Origin of the sequence: Kitasatospora sp. NPDC059146 (assembly GCF_042786665.1) — a bacterium.
GTDB lineage: Bacteria > Actinomycetota > Actinomycetes > Streptomycetales > Streptomycetaceae > Kitasatospora.
The window spans coordinates 48655-65530 of sequence record NZ_JBHZCY010000010.1 but is presented as its reverse complement, the minus strand read 5'-3'; the positions used below and the strand labels follow the sequence as shown (position 1 = coordinate 65530).

Annotated in this window: 12 protein-coding genes; 8 read left to right on the top strand and 4 right to left on the bottom strand. The window is 72.6% G+C overall.

What is annotated here, in order from left to right; genetic code table 11:
- Window positions 1-605 precede the first annotated feature (605 nt).
- Complete coding sequence (locus tag ACFXPX_RS06555; RefSeq protein WP_375887701.1) at window positions 606-1403, top strand: HAD family hydrolase; 798 nt, start codon at window positions 606-608, stop codon at window positions 1401-1403.
- Between the two features lie 406 nt (window positions 1404-1809).
- Here the strand turns inward: ACFXPX_RS06555 and ACFXPX_RS06550 are convergent, their stop codons facing one another.
- A complete protein-coding gene (locus ACFXPX_RS06550; RefSeq protein WP_380527150.1) occupies window positions 1810-2700 on the bottom strand; it encodes an oxidoreductase in 891 nt (296 codons plus the stop codon).
- Window positions 2701-2918: 218 nt separating this feature from the next.
- On the opposite strand from ACFXPX_RS06550, the gene ACFXPX_RS06545 reads away from it, so the two are divergent.
- From ACFXPX_RS06545 to acs, 3 genes are all read left to right on the top strand, one after another.
- Window positions 2919-3914, top strand: coding sequence for an ATP-binding protein (locus tag ACFXPX_RS06545; protein ID WP_380639810.1), 996 nt, complete (start codon window positions 2919-2921; stop codon window positions 3912-3914).
- Between the two features lie 528 nt (window positions 3915-4442).
- Window positions 4443-6806 (top strand): SulP family inorganic anion transporter, encoded by a 2364-nt coding sequence (locus ACFXPX_RS06540; RefSeq protein ID WP_380639808.1) that lies wholly within the window; start codon window positions 4443-4445, stop codon window positions 6804-6806.
- Between the two features lie 439 nt (window positions 6807-7245).
- On the top strand, window positions 7246-9213 hold the full coding sequence (gene acs / locus ACFXPX_RS06535; protein WP_375887603.1) for an acetate--CoA ligase: 1968 nt from the start codon (window positions 7246-7248) through the stop codon (window positions 9211-9213).
- 135 nt (window positions 9214-9348) lie between these two features.
- Here the strand turns inward: acs and ACFXPX_RS06530 are convergent, their stop codons facing one another.
- The gene (locus ACFXPX_RS06530) at window positions 9349-10758 is read right to left on the bottom strand and encodes a serine hydrolase domain-containing protein (protein ID WP_380639806.1); all 1410 of its coding nucleotides are present in this window, start codon (window positions 10756-10758) and stop codon (window positions 9349-9351) included.
- Between the two features lie 368 nt (window positions 10759-11126).
- Here ACFXPX_RS06530 and nhaA point away from each other — a divergent pair, with 368 nt between their 5' ends.
- From nhaA to ACFXPX_RS06510, 4 genes are all read left to right on the top strand, one after another.
- Window positions 11127-12521: a Na+/H+ antiporter NhaA gene (gene nhaA / locus ACFXPX_RS06525; protein ID WP_380527155.1), complete on the top strand. Its 1395-nt coding sequence runs from the start codon at window positions 11127-11129 to the stop codon at window positions 12519-12521.
- A 267-nt stretch (window positions 12522-12788) separates the two neighbouring features.
- Window positions 12789-13265 (top strand): phage holin family protein, encoded by a 477-nt coding sequence (locus tag ACFXPX_RS06520; RefSeq protein WP_375887612.1) that lies wholly within the window; start codon window positions 12789-12791, stop codon window positions 13263-13265.
- Between the two features lie 83 nt (window positions 13266-13348).
- Window positions 13349-14392, top strand: coding sequence for an alpha/beta fold hydrolase (locus ACFXPX_RS06515; protein ID WP_380399505.1), 1044 nt, complete (start codon window positions 13349-13351; stop codon window positions 14390-14392).
- Between the two features lie 143 nt (window positions 14393-14535).
- Window positions 14536-14745 carry a hypothetical protein gene (locus ACFXPX_RS06510; RefSeq protein WP_380527157.1) on the top strand — a complete coding sequence of 70 codons (210 nt, stop codon included), beginning with the start codon at window positions 14536-14538 and terminating at the stop codon, window positions 14743-14745.
- An 81-nt stretch (window positions 14746-14826) separates the two neighbouring features.
- On the opposite strand, the gene ACFXPX_RS06505 is transcribed toward ACFXPX_RS06510, so the two are convergent.
- The gene (locus ACFXPX_RS06505) at window positions 14827-15528 is read right to left on the bottom strand and encodes a metal-dependent hydrolase (RefSeq protein ID WP_375887618.1); all 702 of its coding nucleotides are present in this window, start codon (window positions 15526-15528) and stop codon (window positions 14827-14829) included.
- A gap of 143 nt (window positions 15529-15671) precedes the next feature.
- On the bottom strand, window positions 15672-16856 hold the full coding sequence (locus tag ACFXPX_RS06500) for a MarP family serine protease (RefSeq protein WP_375887619.1): 1185 nt from the start codon (window positions 16854-16856) through the stop codon (window positions 15672-15674).
- Window positions 16857-16876 lie beyond the last annotated feature (20 nt).

The following is a 16876-nucleotide window of genomic DNA, read 5'->3' as shown; positions in this document are numbered from 1 at the left end:
GCCCGGCCGTCCATCGCCCCCCAGCCGACCGCCCTCCCCACCCCCGCCCCAGCGGCCCTGCGCGCGCCATCAGGACGGCCCCGCGCACCCCGCCGGAACGACCCCGCGCATCTCGCCGGAACGACCCCGAGGGGCCGATCGGAACCAGCCGTGGGCATCCTGCGCGTCATGAGCAAACGGCAACGCAGAGTGACGAAAGGTGGTGGACGGATCGAGCCGTCGACACCACCTGTACACCTCGGGAAGGACCGCGCGGAAGCCTGCGCGAAGGGCCTTCAAGCCCTGAAAATGGCCCCGGACGTGCGACGACCCCCGCCGGGGGGGAGAGCGGGGGTCGTCTATCCACAGCCCGACTCGGGGGGGAGGAGCCGGACCGGGTTAGCACGGTCGCGAACGATCCGTGACTTCCATGGTGTACCCGAGCGGCCAGAAACACAAACCCGCACGCCCACGAGTACACCGAATGGCGGGGTGTTTTGCGGCTCCCTCTATCCTCGGTTCCCGTGGACACCACCGAGAACGCCGACGACCACGCCGACGAGTCCCAGGGCGACCCCACCGGGCCCGAGGAGCCGAGCGCACCCGCCCGCCCCCGGCCGACCGGCCTGCGGACCGCCGCCTTCTTCGACCTCGACAAGACCATCATCGCCAAGTCGAGCGCGCTGGCGTTCAGCCGGCCTTTCTACCAGGGCGGCCTGATCAACCGTCGGGCCGTACTGCGCAGTGCGTACGCCCAGTTCGTCTTCCTGGCGGGCGGCGCGGACCACGACCAGATGGAGAAGATGCGCGAGTACCTCTCCGCGCTCACCCGGGGCTGGAACGTCCAGCAGGTCCGCGAGATCGTCGCCGAGACCCTGCACACCCTGATCGACCCGATCATCTACGACGAGGCCGCCTCACTGATCGAACAGCATCACGCGGCCGGCCGGGACGTGGTGATCGTCAGCAGCTCCGGCTCCGAGGTGGTCGAGCCGATCGGCGAACTGCTGGGCGCGGACCACGTGATCGCGACCCGGTTGAAGGTCGAGGACGGCTGCTACACCGGCGAGATCGAGTACTACGCCTACGCGGAGAACAAGGCCGCGGCGATCCGGGAGTTGGCCGGGACGGAGGGCTACGACCTGGCCGCGTCGTACGCCTACAGCGACTCCTCGACCGACCTGCCGCTGCTGGAGGCGGTCGGCCACCCCTCCGCCGTCAACCCCGACCGCGCGCTGCGCAAGGAGGCGCAGGCCCGGGAATGGCCGGTGCTGGTCTTCGACCGGCCGGTGCAACTGCGACGGCGGGTGCCGGAGTTCTCCGCGCCGAGCGGTTCGGTGCTGACGGCCGTGGCGGTCGGGACGGCCGCGGTGACCGCCGGGGTGATCTGGTACCTGGCCCGCCGGCGCCGCCCGGCCGCCTGAAGCGCCCACCGGAAGACCTTGATCCACCGCAATCCGGTGCGATCCACCGGGAAAGCCCCGAAACGGGCAGATCAGCACAGACTTCTCGTTTCGGGTTCCCCTTTCGGCCGAAACGCGATACAAAGGAAGCACGGCCCGCGAGACCCGGTCAGGACCGAAGAGGTCAAACCGACAACGCAGTTCAGGCCCCACGGACCGCACGTACAGACATCCGAGCACCCACATGCAGCCGACCCGCTGTCGGGCCGCCGGACCAGACGAACGGGCAGGATCCCCGTCTGATCGGCACTTCCGGTGCATGCTTGGTCACCCGGCTGTCTGCACCAGCGGCGGCACCCAGCAGGATCAGGTGCCGCCGCATCTTCGTGTCCGCGGGGTTCGCGTCGCGCGGACTCTCCGCCCGGGCTCAGGCCATGCCGCGCTGCATCGCCTCGCAGACCGCCGTGCTCTCCCGCACTCCCAGGCGCAGCGCCCGCCCGCAGTGGGCGATCCAGGCCGCCATGCCCTCGGACGTGCCCGCCAGGTAGCCCGCGAAGGCGCGCCGGTAGGTGTCGGTGCCCAGCTCGGCCAGGCCGACCTCGGTGGGGCAGATCGACTTCGGGTCGAGGCCCTCGGCGATCAGCACGATCCGCTGGGCGGCCCGCGCGATCATCCCGTTGTGGCTGCCGAACGGCCGCAGGGCGAGCAGTTCGCCGTGCACCACCGACGCGACCACCAGGGCCGGCGTCCCCACGCCCTGCCCCTCCGCGCGGGCCACCAGCAGCCGGGAGAGCTGGTCCAGCCGGGCCGCGACCTCCTCCGCGCCCGGCGCGGGCGGCAGCACGGGCGTCGGCCCGACCGCGGCCTCGACCTCGACGCTCTCCACCGGTTCGAGCTCCAGCGGGAAGAGCTCCTCGGCCCCCTCCCCCGCCCGGCGCGGCCGGCCGGCGGCCGGGTCGGTGTCGCCGACCGCGAGCAGGTGCAGCCGGGCCAGCACCTGGAGCGGCGAGTGCCGCCAGACGCTGAGCAGCTGACCCGCCTCGGCCGTGATCCGCAGGGCCGCGCCGACCGTACGGGCCTCGGCGTCCGCGCTGAAATCGGTCCGCCGGCGGACCTCCTCCAGGGGCCAGTCGGCCCCGGCCACGGCCGCCGACGCGCGGGCGCCGCGCAGCGCGGACTCGGAGGTGACCTCGGCCGCGCGGCGGCGCATCACCCGGTGGCCGTAGAGCCGGTCGACGGCCTTGCGCACCTCGGCCACGGCGTCGGGCACCCCGGGGAGCTGGGCCAACGGGGCGAGGGGATCTGTTCCAGTGCTCACCTACCCGAGAGTAATGAACGGGCGGCCCCTCCCGGAACAGCAACCCCGCATCACCCGTTAGAGGCAATCCTCACTTCCCTCCCCCGGCGGACCCCAAACCCCGGCTAGCATGACCACTATCGGAGACGATAACGATTTCCAGTTAGGGGCGCCCCCACACGCGCGCCCCTGAGCACGCGGCCCGCCCCCAGGGCCCAGAGCGAGAGCCGGAGCCCCAGATGAAGATCGCCTTCGTCGGCAAGGGCGGCAGCGGGAAGACCACGCTGTCCGCACTGTTCATCCGCCACCTGGCCGCCATCGGCCGACCGGTGATCGCCGTCGACGCCGACATCAACCAGCACCTCGGCCCCGCACTCGGCCTGACGGACGCTCATGCGGCCGCCCTGCCCTCGCTCGGCGCGCACCTGCCGGAGATCAAGGAGTACCTCCGGGGCAGCAACCCGCTGATCCGTTCGGCCGACGAGATGATCAAAACCACGCCGCCCGGGCACGGTTCGCGCCTGCTGCGGATCGTCGAGGAGAACCCGGTCTACGCCGCCTGCGCCCGCCCGATCGCGCTGGACGAGGGCTCGGTCCGGCTGCTGGCGACCGGCGCGTTCACCGAGGAGGACCTCGGGGTGGCCTGCTACCACTCCAAGGTCGGCGCGGTGGAACTGCTGCTCAACCACCTGCTGGACGGCCCGGACGAGTACCTGGTCACCGACATGACGGCCGGCTCGGACTCCTTCGCCTCCGGGCTGTTCACCCGCTTCGACCTCACCTTCCTGGTCGCCGAGCCCACCCGCAAGGGCGTCTCGGTCTACCGGCAGTACAAGGACTACGCCCGGGACTTCGGCGTGCAGCTGCGGGTGATCGGCAACAAGGTGCAGGGCCCGGACGACCTGGCGTTCCTGCGCCGCGAGGTCGGCGACGACCTGCTCACCACCTTCGGGCAGTCGGACTGGGTACGCCGACTGGAGCAGGGCGCCGAGCCGCCCTTGAGGTCGCTGGAGCCGGCCAACCGGGCCGTACTGGAGCAGCTGCGGGTCGAGGCCGAAGCGGCGTACGGGCTGCGCGACGAGCACCGCTACACCGCGCAGGCGGTGCTCTTCCACCGGCGCAACGCGGAGAGTTGGGCCAACGCCAAGGTCGGCATCGACCTGGCGACCCAGGTGGACGAGGACTTCGTCCTCGGCGGAATCCCGAGCGGCCTCCCCGCCGGAGCCCCCGTCTGACATCACCGCGCGGTCCCGAGCACGGCACCGCCACCGACCGGACGGGCCGCGGCCTCCCCCTCACCCCGGGGGACGCCGCGGCCCGTTCGCCGTTCCGGCCCCACCCCTGGCCCCACCCCCGGCCGACGCCCCCGACCGACGCCCCAGGGCCGCCCAAGGGGAGCGTCCAGGGACCGGCCCGAGCCTCCCACCAGCAGATTCCCGTCCGTTCGAACACCACCCAATGGGGTGAACCGGCGATTTTCCGCTTCCCTCCGAGAACAACGCTGTGCAAAGATTTCATTACCCTCGGTTTACCGAGTCTTGATGGCCCGTTCCGACGGCCTTCGGCGAGACATCCCGCTCCTCGCCCTGGCCCCTGGCGGGCCCAGATGGTCGACGCCGGCCGGTGACACCCGCATTCCCCGCCGCGCCCACGCCATCCCGCCACACCGTCGCGACCCACGACAGCCGATCCGCCCCGGAGCCCCACCCCGGACTCACCACCGGACCTGACTGCGTTCGTTCCCCCGGACAGACGGGAAGACCATGACCCTCGACATCTCCAGCGCACCCATCGCCTCCGACACCACCGACCACGCGCCACCCGGCCCCGGCTCCCGGGCCCGGTGGGCCCAGGACCTCTCCGCCTCCGTGGTGGTCTTCCTGATCGCCGTGCCGTTCTCCCTCGGCATCGCGCTCGCCACCGGCGCCCCGCTCACCGCCGGGCTGGCAGCAGCGGCCGTGGGCGGCATCGTGGTCGGGCTGTGCGGCGGCACCCCGCTCATGGTCAGCGGCCCCTCAGCCGCGCTGACCGTGATCACCGCCGGACTGATCGCCCAGTACGGCTGGCGGGCCACCTGTGCCATCACCCTCGCCGCCGGACTGCTCCAACTCCTGCTCGGTGCACGCCGGGTGGCCCGGACGGCGCTCGCCGTCTCGCCCGCGATCGTGCACGGCATGCTGGCCGGGGTCGGACTGACCATCGCCATCGCCCAGCTGCACGTCGTCCTCGGCGGCTCCCCGCAGAGCTCGGCGATCGCCAACCTGCTGGCGATGCCCGGGCAGTTGGCCGGTCCGCACCCACCCGCCCTGTTGGCCGGCTCGGTGACCGTGGCCGTGCTGCTGGGCTGGCCCAGGCTCGGCCGACTCCCGGGCCGCGCGGGCGAGTTCGGTGCCCGCCTCACCAAGGTGCCCGGCCCGCTGGCCGCCGTGGCCGTCGCCACCGCGCTCGCCCTCGCCCTGGACCTGCAGCTCGCCCACATCGAACTGCCCGCCTGGCAGCCGCACTCACTGGTGCCCGCGCTGCCGCACGGTTCGCTCGCCGGGGTGATCGCCGCCGTCCTCACCGTCACCGCCGTCGCGAGCGTGGAGTCGCTGCTGTCCGCCGTGGCGGTGGACCGGATGTCCCAGCGCACCGGCGACCTCGACCGCGAGCTGCGCGGGCAGGGCCTCGCCAACCTGGTCAGCGGGCTGGTCGGCGGACTGCCGATCGCCGGCGGCGCCGTCCGCAGTACGGCCAACGTCCGGGCCGGCGGGCAGAGTCGGTGGGCCTCGGTCATGCACGGGGTCTGGGTGCTCACCGCCGCCCTGGCGCTGACCGGTGGGCTGCGCCGGATCCCGCTGGCCGCACTGGCCGCCTTGGTGCTGGTGGTCGGGCTGCAGATGGTGAGCTTCGCGCACATCCGCAACGTGCACCGGCACCGCGAGTTCCCGGTCTACCTGACCACCCTGCTCGCCGTGGTGGCCTTCGGCGTGCTGTGGGGCGTCGGCCTCGGCGCGGCCACCGCCGTGCTGCTCGCGCTCTACCGGCTCACCCGGGCCCACGTGGACGTCGCGACCGGCCCCGACGGCTCGGTCACCGTCCAGACCCACGGCCCGCTCACCTTCACCGCCGTCCCCCGGCTGAGCCGGGCGCTGGCCGGGATCCCCAGGGGCGCCGAGGTCACCGTCGTGCACGACGGTTCCTTCCTGGACCACGCCGCCTACGAGACGCTGCACGACTGGCGGACGGGGTACCAGGCCGCGGGCGGTCAGGTCTCGCTGGTGACGCGGCGCCAGGACGACGAGGTGCTCGACCCCGACGGCACCGTCCGCGCGGGCAGTTCCCCGGGCCCGCACCGCTGCCGGGCCTGGACGCCGTGGGGCGGCCACCACTGCATCGAGCAGCAGGAGGACCCGCACGGCCGGCTGCTGGACGGCGTCCGGGTGTTCCAGCAGCACACCGCCCCGCTGGTCAGGCCCGAACTCGCCCGGCTGGCCCGGGAGGGGCAGACGCCGTCCCAGCTCTTCCTGACCTGCGCGGACTCCCGGATGGTGACCAGCATGATCACCAACAGCGGGCCGGGCGACCTCTTCACCGTCCGGAACGTCGGCAACCTGGTGCCGGCCCCGTTCGAGCCCGGTGCGGCCGACGACTCGGTGGCCGCCGCGGTGCAGTACGCGGTCGAGGCGCTGGAGGTGCGCTCGATCACGATCTGCGGCCACTCCGGCTGCGGCGCCATGAAGGCCCTGCTGGACGGCGTGCACGAGCGCCCCGGGTCACCCACCCCGCTGACCCGCTGGCTGCGCAACGGCCGCGGCTCGCTGGACCGGCTCCGCCGGGCCCCGGCCGAGTTCGCCGACCGGCCGGTGGTGGACCTCGCGGAGCAGCTCTGCATCACCAACGTGGTGCAGCAGTTGGACCAGCTGATGGCGAACCCCGCGGTGGAGCGCCGGGTCGAGGAGGGCACCCTGCGCCTGGTCGGCATGTACTTCGACTTCGCCACCGCCCAGGCCTACGTCCTGGACCGCGCCGCCGGGACGTTCAGCCCGGTCGAGGCCCGGCCGGAGGGCGATTCGGCTGAACGAGTGAGAAACGACGCCCGGATTCCGGCCGCCGGCAGCGAGGAGGGGCCCCAGCTGGCCGCCTGAGAGCCGGGTCCGTGTCTCCGCCGGGCGGGCCGGGACACGGGCCCTCCGACCGCCGTACGGCCTGCCGCCTCCGGGCAGCTGGCCGTACGGCGGTCGTGCCGCGGTCGTGCCGCGGTCGGGCGGCGGTCGGGCGGCGGTCGAACCGACATCGAGCCGGGATCGCCGCCGAGGCCACCACCATGAACGTCACCACCGTCGTGACAGTCATCATGATCACCGTCGTGACCGGCACCACAGTCATGGGATCGTCGTACCAGGATCGGCCCACCGTACGGCGGATCCGGCGATCGACCGTTCGACGATCGGTCAAAGGTCTACACCAATTGCAAGGAGCCTCTTGTCAACTGGCCCGTTCGCCTGGTGAGCTGTGCGCTGGGACACACGGGACAATCCCCACGCACGGGATCGCCCCAGATCATGACTCGATGAGGAGTGCGCGTTGAGCAACGAGAGCCTGGCCAACCTGCTCAAGGAGGAGCGGCGTTTCGCCCCGCCGGCAGAGCTCGCCGCAGCGGCCAACGTCACCGCGGCCGCGTACGCCCAGGCCTCCGAGGACCGTCTGGGCTTCTGGGCCGAGCAGGCCCGTCGCCTGAGCTGGGCCGTCGAGCCGACCGAGACGCTCGACTGGTCCAACCCGCCCTTCGCCAAGTGGTTCGCCGACGGCAAGCTCAACGTGGCCTACAACTGCGTCGACCGCCACGTCGAGAACGGCCTCGGCGACCGGGTCGCCATCCACTTCGAGGGCGAGCCCGGCGACAGCCGCTCGATCACCTACGCGCAGCTCAAGGACGAGGTCTCGCAGGCCGCCAACGCGCTGCTGGAGCTCGGCGTCCGCAAGGGCGACCGGGTCGCCGTGTACCTCCCGATGATCGCCGAGGCGGTCGTCGCGATGCTCGCCTGCGCCCGGATCGGCGCCACCCACTCGGTGGTCTTCGGCGGCTTCTCCGCCGACGCCGTCGCCTCCCGCATCCAGGACGCCCAGGCCAAGCTCGTCATCACCGCCGACGGCGGCTACCGCCGCGGCAAGCCCTCCGCGCTCAAGCCGGCCATCGACGAGGCGCTCACCAAGGTCGACGGCGTCGAGCACGTCCTGGTGATCCGCCGCACCGAGCAGGAGATCGCCTGGACCGAGGGCCGCGACGTCTGGTGGCACGAGATCACGGCGCGTCAGTCCACCGAGCACGCCCCCGAGGCGCACGAGGCCGAGCACCCGCTGTTCATCCTCTACACCTCGGGCACCACCGGTAAGCCCAAGGGCATCCTGCACACCTCGGGCGGCTACCTCACCCAGGCCAGCTACACCCACCACGCGGTCTTCGACCTCAAGCCGGAGACCGACGTCTACTGGTGCACCGCCGACATCGGCTGGGTCACCGGCCACTCGTACATCGTCTACGGCCCGCTCTCCAACGGCGCCACCCAGGTCATCTACGAGGGCACCCCGGACACCCCGCACCAGGGCCGGTTCTGGGAGATCGTCCAGAAGTACGGCGTGACGATCCTCTACACCGCGCCGACCGCGATCCGCACGTTCATGAAGTGGGGCGACGACATCCCCGCGAAGTTCGACCTGTCCTCGCTGCGGGTGCTCGGCAGCGTCGGCGAGCCGATCAACCCCGAGGCGTGGGTCTGGTACCGCGAGCACATCGGCGGCGGCAAGGCCCCCATCGTCGACACCTGGTGGCAGACCGAGACCGGCGCCATGATGATCAGCCCGCTGCCGGGCGTCACCGAGACCAAGCCGGGCTCGGCCCAGCGCGCCCTGCCGGGCATCGCGGCCACCGTGGTGGACGACGAGGCCAGGGAGGTCCCGAACGGCTCCGGCGGCTACCTGGTGCTCACCGAGCCGTGGCCGTCCATGCTCCGCACCATCTGGGGCGACGACCAGCGCTACATCGACACCTACTGGTCGCGCTTCGAGGGCCGCTACTTCGCCGGTGACGGCGCCAAGAAGGACGAGGACGGCGACATCTGGCTGCTCGGCCGGGTCGACGACGTCATGCTGGTCTCGGGCCACAACATCTCCACCACCGAGGTCGAGTCGGCCCTGGTCGGCCACCCGACCGTGGCGGAGTCCGCCGTGGTGGGCGCCGCCGACCCGACCACCGGCCAGGCCATCGTCGCGTTCGTGATCCTGCGCGGCGGCGTCACCGAGACCCCCGAGCTGGTCGAGGAGCTGCGCGCCCACGTCGGCCGCACGCTCGGCCCGATCGCCAAGCCGAAGCAGATCAAGGTCGTCGGCGAGCTGCCGAAGACCCGTTCCGGCAAGATCATGCGCCGTCTGCTGCGCGACATCGCCGAGGGCCGCGAGGTCGGTGACACCACCACCCTCGCCGACAGCACGGTGATGAGCCAGATCCAGGCCCAGCTGCCGCCGCACGGCGACGGCAACAGCAACAACGGCTGATCGAGGCGTCAGAAGCCTTTCAGCAGCCATACGGAGCGGGGCCCCGGGCGGTGCGTGACCACCACCCGGGGCCCCGCCGTCACGTCGTCACAGCATCAGGCCGTCACAGCGTCACGTCGTCACGTCGTACGGGGCTCACCCCTCCACCGCTGCGGTACCGGTCACCGTGCCGATCGCCGTGCCGCGCTGGGCGGCCAGGGTGCGCAGGGTCTCGTAGGCGCCCTGGACGATGACCCGGCCGCGCAGGACCCGCACTCCCGTCCATGCTCCGGCCAGCACCGCCAGCCCGACCTGGGCCCGCGGACTGAACCCGACGAAGGTGCTGAACCCCCGGGTCGACCCGACCTGGAACACCAGCTCCTCGGCGCCCTCCCCCTCGGCCGGCACCCCCACCGCGTCGACCGCGGCCAGTTCACCGACCGAGCCGATCGCACCGGCCTCGCCGCCGGCGCCGTCCGCGCCGCCCCCACCCAGCACACCACCCGGCGCACCGCCCGGCCCCCACTGGTTCCAGCCCACGCAGAGCCGGGTACCGCCCCGGCGCCGCCCCACCCTCGGCCGACGGACCTCGCCGAGCGCCGTACGCAGCGCCGCCGCGTCGGCTCGCTCGGGCAACGGGACGGCGTCCAGCGACAGGTGGGCCTGGAGGTAGCGGAGCATGTCGTCCGCGGTGGAGCGCAGTGCCGAGGCGCCCGGCAGGGCGGGCAGCCGGAAGGACGGCACCCGTCGGCCGCGCCGGTACCCGCTGACGTCCTCCCGGCCGGGGCCGCTGGAGGTGTCCAGCAGGCCGAGCGGCCCGCAGACCCGGGTGGCCAGCAGGTCGTCGTAGCGCTGTCCGGCCGCATTGGCCAGCAGCAGTCCGAGCAGCCCGGAGCCGAGGTTGGAGTACCGCACCTGGGTGCCCGGGGTGCCCCGGACGGGGGTCCGTGACAGTGCGTCGAGCAGGTGGGTCGGCCCGAACGTGGCGTACGGGCGGGTGAACCACCGGGGTGCCGCGGCCGGCAGCAGGCCGACCGGCAGTCGGGGCAGGCCGGAGGTGTGGGTGGCCAGGTGGAGCAGGGTGATCGGCCGCTCGTGCGGGTAGCCGGGGACGGCGTTCGCGGGGAGGTAGCGGTCGATCGGGTCGTCGTAGCGGACCTCACCGCGGGCGGCCATCTCGGCGAGCAGCAGTCCGGTGAAGGTCTTGGTCACGGACCCGAGCTCGAAGCGGGTGTCGGCCCGGACCGGGTGGCGGCCGGAGCGGTCGGAGTGCCCCCGGCAGGCGACCGTCCGCTCGTCGCCGCGGATCACCACGACGGCGACGCCGCCGTCCGGTCCGGCGGAGCGGAACAGCGGACGGAGCAGCCGGTCGAGGTCCGCCGGGACGTCCTCGGCGGCCTCCGCACGGCGCTTCGGGCCGAACTCCGGGCCGAGCTCCGGACTGAACTCCGGGGCGAACTCCGGACGGGGGGCCGGGTGGAGCACCCGGCCGGGATGCCGGTCGGCGTCGGCGGGCTCACCGGGTAAGAGGGGCGGTTGGGGCAGGGTGGTGCCACCACCGGACATGGTCGTGCCTCCAGCAGAAACAGCGGGAACAGCTAGAACAGCTAGAACAGCGGGAACCGAAGGGCTGCGCACCGGCCCGGATCGGGCGGGCGCCTGCGATCGACCTTAGGGAGCCGTTCACCCGACTGCACTCGGCCTGGGCCGTTCGGGTACCGGTCCGCTGCTCCTCGGGAGTGCAGTAGCGGCCCCCAGGGCTTAAGTCATTTACTAGGACAATCCGGATGTCACCCGAACGTCCCGCTAGACTGTTAAGGACGCATCAAGGCCCTTGACAGGATCCGCGGGCGTCACAGGGCGCGCCGGGAAGTCTGGTCGGCAACTGCACCACCCGTGCATCCGTTTGCCGCTCCCAGCCCCAGGAGGTCCCCGTGACCGACCAGCCGCCCGCCCACGAGCCGACGACCCGCCGTCGGCAGTTCCTCGGCCGGCTGTCGCTGCCCGAGCGCACCTTCGTCACCAACGCCCTGCGCACCGAGACGGTCGGCGGGATGCTGCTGCTGGCCGCCGCCGTGGTCGCGCTGATCTGGGCCAACGTCTGGCCGAACGCGTACGAGAGCGTGCTCGACCACCGGATCGGCCCCTCCGCCCCGCTCCACCTCGACCTCACCCTGGCCAACTGGGCCAAGGACGGCCTGCTGACGGTCTTCTTCTTCGTGGCCGGCATCGAGCTCAAGCGCGAGTTCGTGGCGGGCGAGCTGCGCACCCCGAGCGCCGCGCTGCTGCCGGTGATCGCCGCCGTCTGCGGCGTCGCCCTGCCCGCGATCCTGTTCGCCCTGGTCAACTCCGGCAGCGGCGGCCACCCCGGCGGCTGGGCCATCCCGACCGCCACCGACATCGCCTTCGCCCTCGGGGTGTTGGCCGTGGTCGGCAGTCACCTGCCCTCCGCGCTGCGCGCCTTCCTGCTGACCCTGGCCGTGGTCGACGACCTGATCGCGATCCTGATCATCGCGGTCTTCTACAGCTCCGGGATCAAGTTCTGGGCGCTCGGCCTGGCCTTCGCCGGTCTGGTGCTGTTCTGGTTCCTGCACCGGCGCGGGGTGAAGGGCTGGTACCTGTTCGTGCCGCTGGCCCTCGTGGTCTGGGCGCTGATGCACGAGAGCGGCATCCACGCCACCGTCGCCGGCGTCGCGATGGGCCTGATGCTGCGCTGCCACCGGGAGGGCGACGAGCAGCACTCCCCCGGCGAGCACATCGAGCACCTGGTCCGCCCGCTCTCGGCCGGACTGGCCGTCCCGGTGTTCGCGCTGTTCGCGGCCGGGGTGACGATCTCCGGCCCGGCCCTGCGCGAGGTGTTCACCCAGGCCGCGCCGCTCGGCATCGTGATCGGCCTGCTGGTCGGCAAGACGGTGGGCATATTCGGCGGCACCTGGCTGGCCGCCCGGTTCACCCGGGCCGAGCTGAACCCCCAGCTCAAGTGGGCCGACCTGTTCGCCGTCTCGGTGCTCGCCGGGATCGGCTTCACCGTCTCGCTGCTGATCAGCGAACTGGCGTTCCCGGACGACCTGGCGCTGGCCGACCGCTCCAAGACGGCCGTCCTGGTCGGCTCGCTGCTCTGCGCGGTGGTCGCCACCGTGCTGCTCAAGCTGCGCAACCGGCACTACCGCGCCCTGTGCGAGGAGGAGGACCGGGACGAGGACGGCGACGGCATCCCGGACGTCTACCAGCAGGACGATCCGGCCTGGCGGGCCCGGACCGCCGACCGGGCGGCGCTCGCCGAGGCACCCCGGCCCCGGCCGGGCGAAGGTCCCGGCAGCGACCGCTGAGCCCCGCCGAGGGGCCCCGCACCGCGCCGCACCCCGCACCCCGCACCGCACTCCACGCCGTGCCGCACCCCGCGCCGCACCCCGCGGCCGCCTTCCGAAGCCAGGACACGTCCCTCCGGCGGGGCCCCGGAGTGGTGTCCGACTGACCGGTAGGGGCATGATTCTGAGCTGTCGACACACCACTGACGCCTCCGGATCCCCCACCGGCCCCGGAAACCGCGCACCGCGACGGCGTCACGCCGCAACAGCCGCAGAGGAGAACCGCTGATGCCCACAGGAGCCGCAGACCCGTCCAGCAACGGCCGGGCGCCCTACGAGGGCGAGCGTTCGGTGGGGCAGCTGTTCGCGGCGGCCACCGCCGACCTGAGCGCACTCGTCCACGACGAGATCGCGCTCGCCAAGTCCGAGATCAAGGCGGACGTCAAGCGCGGCGTCGCCGGCGGTGTCTCGGGCGCCGTCGCCGCCGTGGTGCTGCTGTTCTCCGTTCCGATGCTGAGCGCCGCGTTCGCCTTCGGCATCCACGCGCTGGGCCTGTCGCTCGGCTGGTCCTTCCTCATCGTGGCAGCCGCCTACTGGGTGCTCGCCGCCGTCCTCTTCCTGCTGGCGGGGCGCTTCTTCAAGAAGATCCAGAAGCCGGAGCGCACCATCGAGGGCGCCCAGAAGACCGCCGAGGTGCTGAGGAACGCCCGGCCGCGCCCGGCCACCCAGGAGGAGATCGACCGGGGCCTGGGCCGCATCCCGTAACCGCCCCCGCCCGTACGTGCCCGGACCCGCCCGCAGCGAGTGCCGGGCACGTGTCCTTCGCACGGATGTGACACGCTCTCGGTATGCCGCTCGACCAGAAGCCCGCTCCCGCGCAGCCGTCCGCCGTCTCCGGCCCCGCCTCGGGGCCCGAGGGCGGCCCGGAGACCGGCCCGGAGGCCGTCGAGGGCGCCGCCGCCCCCGGGCGGTCCGAGGACGCCGCTGCCGAGGCGTGGAGCATCCGGCAGTCCGGTCCGTGGAAGCACCGCGACCTGGCGGCCAACGGCGCCCGTTTCCACATCACCGAGCTGGGCTCCGGCCCGCTGGTGCTGCTGGTGCACGGCTGGCCCGAGTACTGGTGGGCCTGGCGCCACCAGCTGACCGCGCTGGCCGAAGCCGGCTACCGCGCCGTGGCGCTCGACCTGCGCGGCATCGGCGGCAGCGACCGCACCCCGCGCGGCTACGACCCGGGCAACCTCGCCCTGGACATCACCGGGGTGATCCGCTCGCTCGGCGAGCGCCGCGCGCACCTGGTGGGGCACGCCTCCGGCGGCACCCTGGCCTGGGTGGCGGCGGTGATGCGCCCCTCGGTGATCCAGAGCCTCACCGCGGTCTCCGCGGCGCACCCCCGGGACCTGCGCCGGGCGCTGCTGACGGACCGCAAGCAGATCGCCGCCTTCGACCACGTCCTGGGCTTCCAGCGGCCGTGGATACCGGAACGCCGCCTGGTCGCCGACGACGCGGCGCTGGTGGGCCGCTACCTGGACGAGTGGGCCGGGCCGAACAAGCTGGACGGGGCGGCGGTGCACGCGTACCGGCAGGCGATCCAGATCCCCAGCACCGCGCACTGCTCGATCGAGCCGTACCGCTGGCTGCTGCGCTCGATGGCCCGGCCGGACGGCATCCAGTTCGCCCGCCGGATGAAGAAGCCGATCACCGCACCGACCCTGCACGTCCAGGGCGCCGCGGACCCGGTGCTGCTGTCGCACACCGCACTGGGCGGCGGCGAGTACGTGGCGGCGCCGTACCGCTGGCGGCTGCTGCCGGGGGTCGGGCACTTCCCGCACGAGGAGGCTCCGGAGGAGTTCACGGCGGAGCTGCTGGACTGGGTCGGTCGCCACAAGGAGTGACGACCGGAGGGCCCTCCCCAGGGCTCCCGGAAGGGGTCGGAAGTCCCAACTCCCTTGATGTTGCGCTCATATGACATGCGCATGGGCCAGTTTCGGCGCACCCGGGCGGTTACTCCCTCCGGCCCAGGGGCATCCATTCCGGTATGACCTGGATGCCCGATCGCGACGACGCCCCGCGCGGCCGACGCCACAACAGTCCCCAGCGCCCCGCACACCTCCCGGACCGGGCGGAGGACCTCGGCTTCGAGGGCCTCGACCGCCGCCAGCGCGGGGCGCAGCGGCAGCTGGGCATCCCGCGCATCCTCGGCCGGCGCGCCCGGTGGGTGGGCGCACGGCTGCGGCGCGAGACCTGAGGGCCACGCGCCGCTTCCGGCCGCCGTTCAGTTCACGCTCTGCGGCTGATTCACGTTCTGCGGCTAGTTGGCGTTCTGCGCCTAGTTCACGATCTGCGGTGACAGCGCCGTGAACCAGAGCAGCACGAAGGTCGCCACCGACATGATCGGCACCAGCACCTTGGTCTCGACGTTGTTGCCGCTGCGCTTGATCAGCACGATCTCGTAGCGCTCCTTGTGCGGCCACAGCAGCGGCGCGCCCTTCTTGGTCAGGCAGTCGCCCAGCAGGTGCGCCAGCGTGCCCAGCCCGACCGCGTACGGCAGCCAGCCGGGCGCGTTGGGCATCCAGGTGTTCATCCCGAAGGTGCCGAGCGCGGCCAGGCCGATGACGGTGATCCACGCCTCCGGGCCGTTGCTCGGCGGGCAGAGCCGCAGCGCCTTGACCGCCAGCGCCAGCAGGAAGAACGTCACCGTGAGGGTGAAGTAGCGGCCCAGGAAGGTGACGCCGGCCCAGGTGCCGCCGCCCATCAGCGCCACGAACAGCAGCGAGTGGGTGGCGTGCCGGTGCCCGCCGGAGGCCCAGGCCACGAAGCGGCAGAGCGCCTTGGAGAGCGGGCCGAGGAAGTTGGCGATCGAACCGTCGTGGTGGTCGAGGTCCGGCAGCAGTGCCGCGCCCGCGCACAGCACCGTGCCCATCAGTATGTCCGCCGGCTGCAGCGTGGTGTGCAGCAGCAGCGGGGGCAGGAACGGGGCCGAGGCCGCGTACAGCATCGCCCCGCTCACCGCGTGCGAATGACCCATCATCGGACTACCACGACCTCCCGTTGACTCACTCCGGGACGGCAACCCGGTTGAGCCGAACGGGTGAGCGCCGCCGAGGCTACCAGGGCGGCCTGACGGTACGACGGATCCCGCACCGGCGGGCCCCGCGGTTTCGGGGCGCGGTCTCAGAGCGCGCAGCCCTGGGTGTCCACCCGGCCGCTCGCGGTGCTGCCCGCCGTCGCGTCCTCGCGCACCTCGGCCGAGGTCAGCACGTACCCGGTGTCGGCGCTGTCCAGGGACTTGGCGAAGACCACGCCGTACACCTGGCCGTCCGGGGTGAGCAGCGGGCCGCCGCTGTTGCCCTGGCGGACCAGCGAGCGCACCGAGTAGACGTCGCGCACCACCTGGCCGCGGTGGTAGATGTCCGGGCCGTTGGCCTGGATCCGGCCGCGGATGCGGGCGGGCTGGACGTTGAAGGCGCCGTTCTCGGGGAAGCCCGCGACGATCGCGCTGTCGTTGGTCCTCGCCTCGCCCGCGAAGGTCAGTGCGGGCGCGTTGAGCTTGGGCACGTCCAGGACGGCGATGTCGCGCTGCCAGTCGTAGCGGACCACCGTGGCGTCGTACAGCTGGCCGACGCCGCCGATCTGCACGGTCGGCTCGTCGACGCCGCCCACCACGTGGGCGTTGGTCATCACCCGGTGCGGGGCGAAGACGAAGCCGCTGCCCTCCAGGGTCTTGCCGCAGGAGGTCGCGGTGCCGACCACCTTGACCAGGCTCTGCCGCGCCCGGGCCACCGCCGGGCTGTTGGCCAGCGCCGGGTCCGGGGTGTCGACCTGGGTGATCGGCTCGTGCTCGAAGGGGTTGAAGACCTGCGGGAAGCCGTTGCGGGCGAGCACCTTGGAGAAGTCGGAGAACCAGTTCGGCGCGTCACCCGGCAGCGCCTCCTGGACGCCGCTGAGGATCGCCGAGGAGCGGACCTGCTTGGAGACCGTCGGCAGGGACGTGCCGGCCAGCGCGGAGCCGATCAGCCAGGCGACCAGCAGCATCGAGATCACGTTGACCACCGCGCCGCCGGACGCGTCCAGCACCCGGGCCGGACGGCGGTCGATGTGGCCGCGCAGCTTCCAGCCGTAGTGCGCGGTGACCGCCTGGCCGATCGCGGCGCAGACGATCACCACCACCACGGCCACCACCGAGGCCGTGGTGCCGGGGCTGAGGTGGTCGAGCAGCAGCGGCAGCAGCTGGACGGCCAGCAGGCCGCCGCCGAGGAAGCCGACCAGCGACAGGACGCCCACCACGAAGCCCTGCCGGTAGCCCGAAATGGCGAATCCGACGGCGGCGAGGACCAGCAGCACATCCAGCACGTTCACTCCGACACCCTCCCACGCTT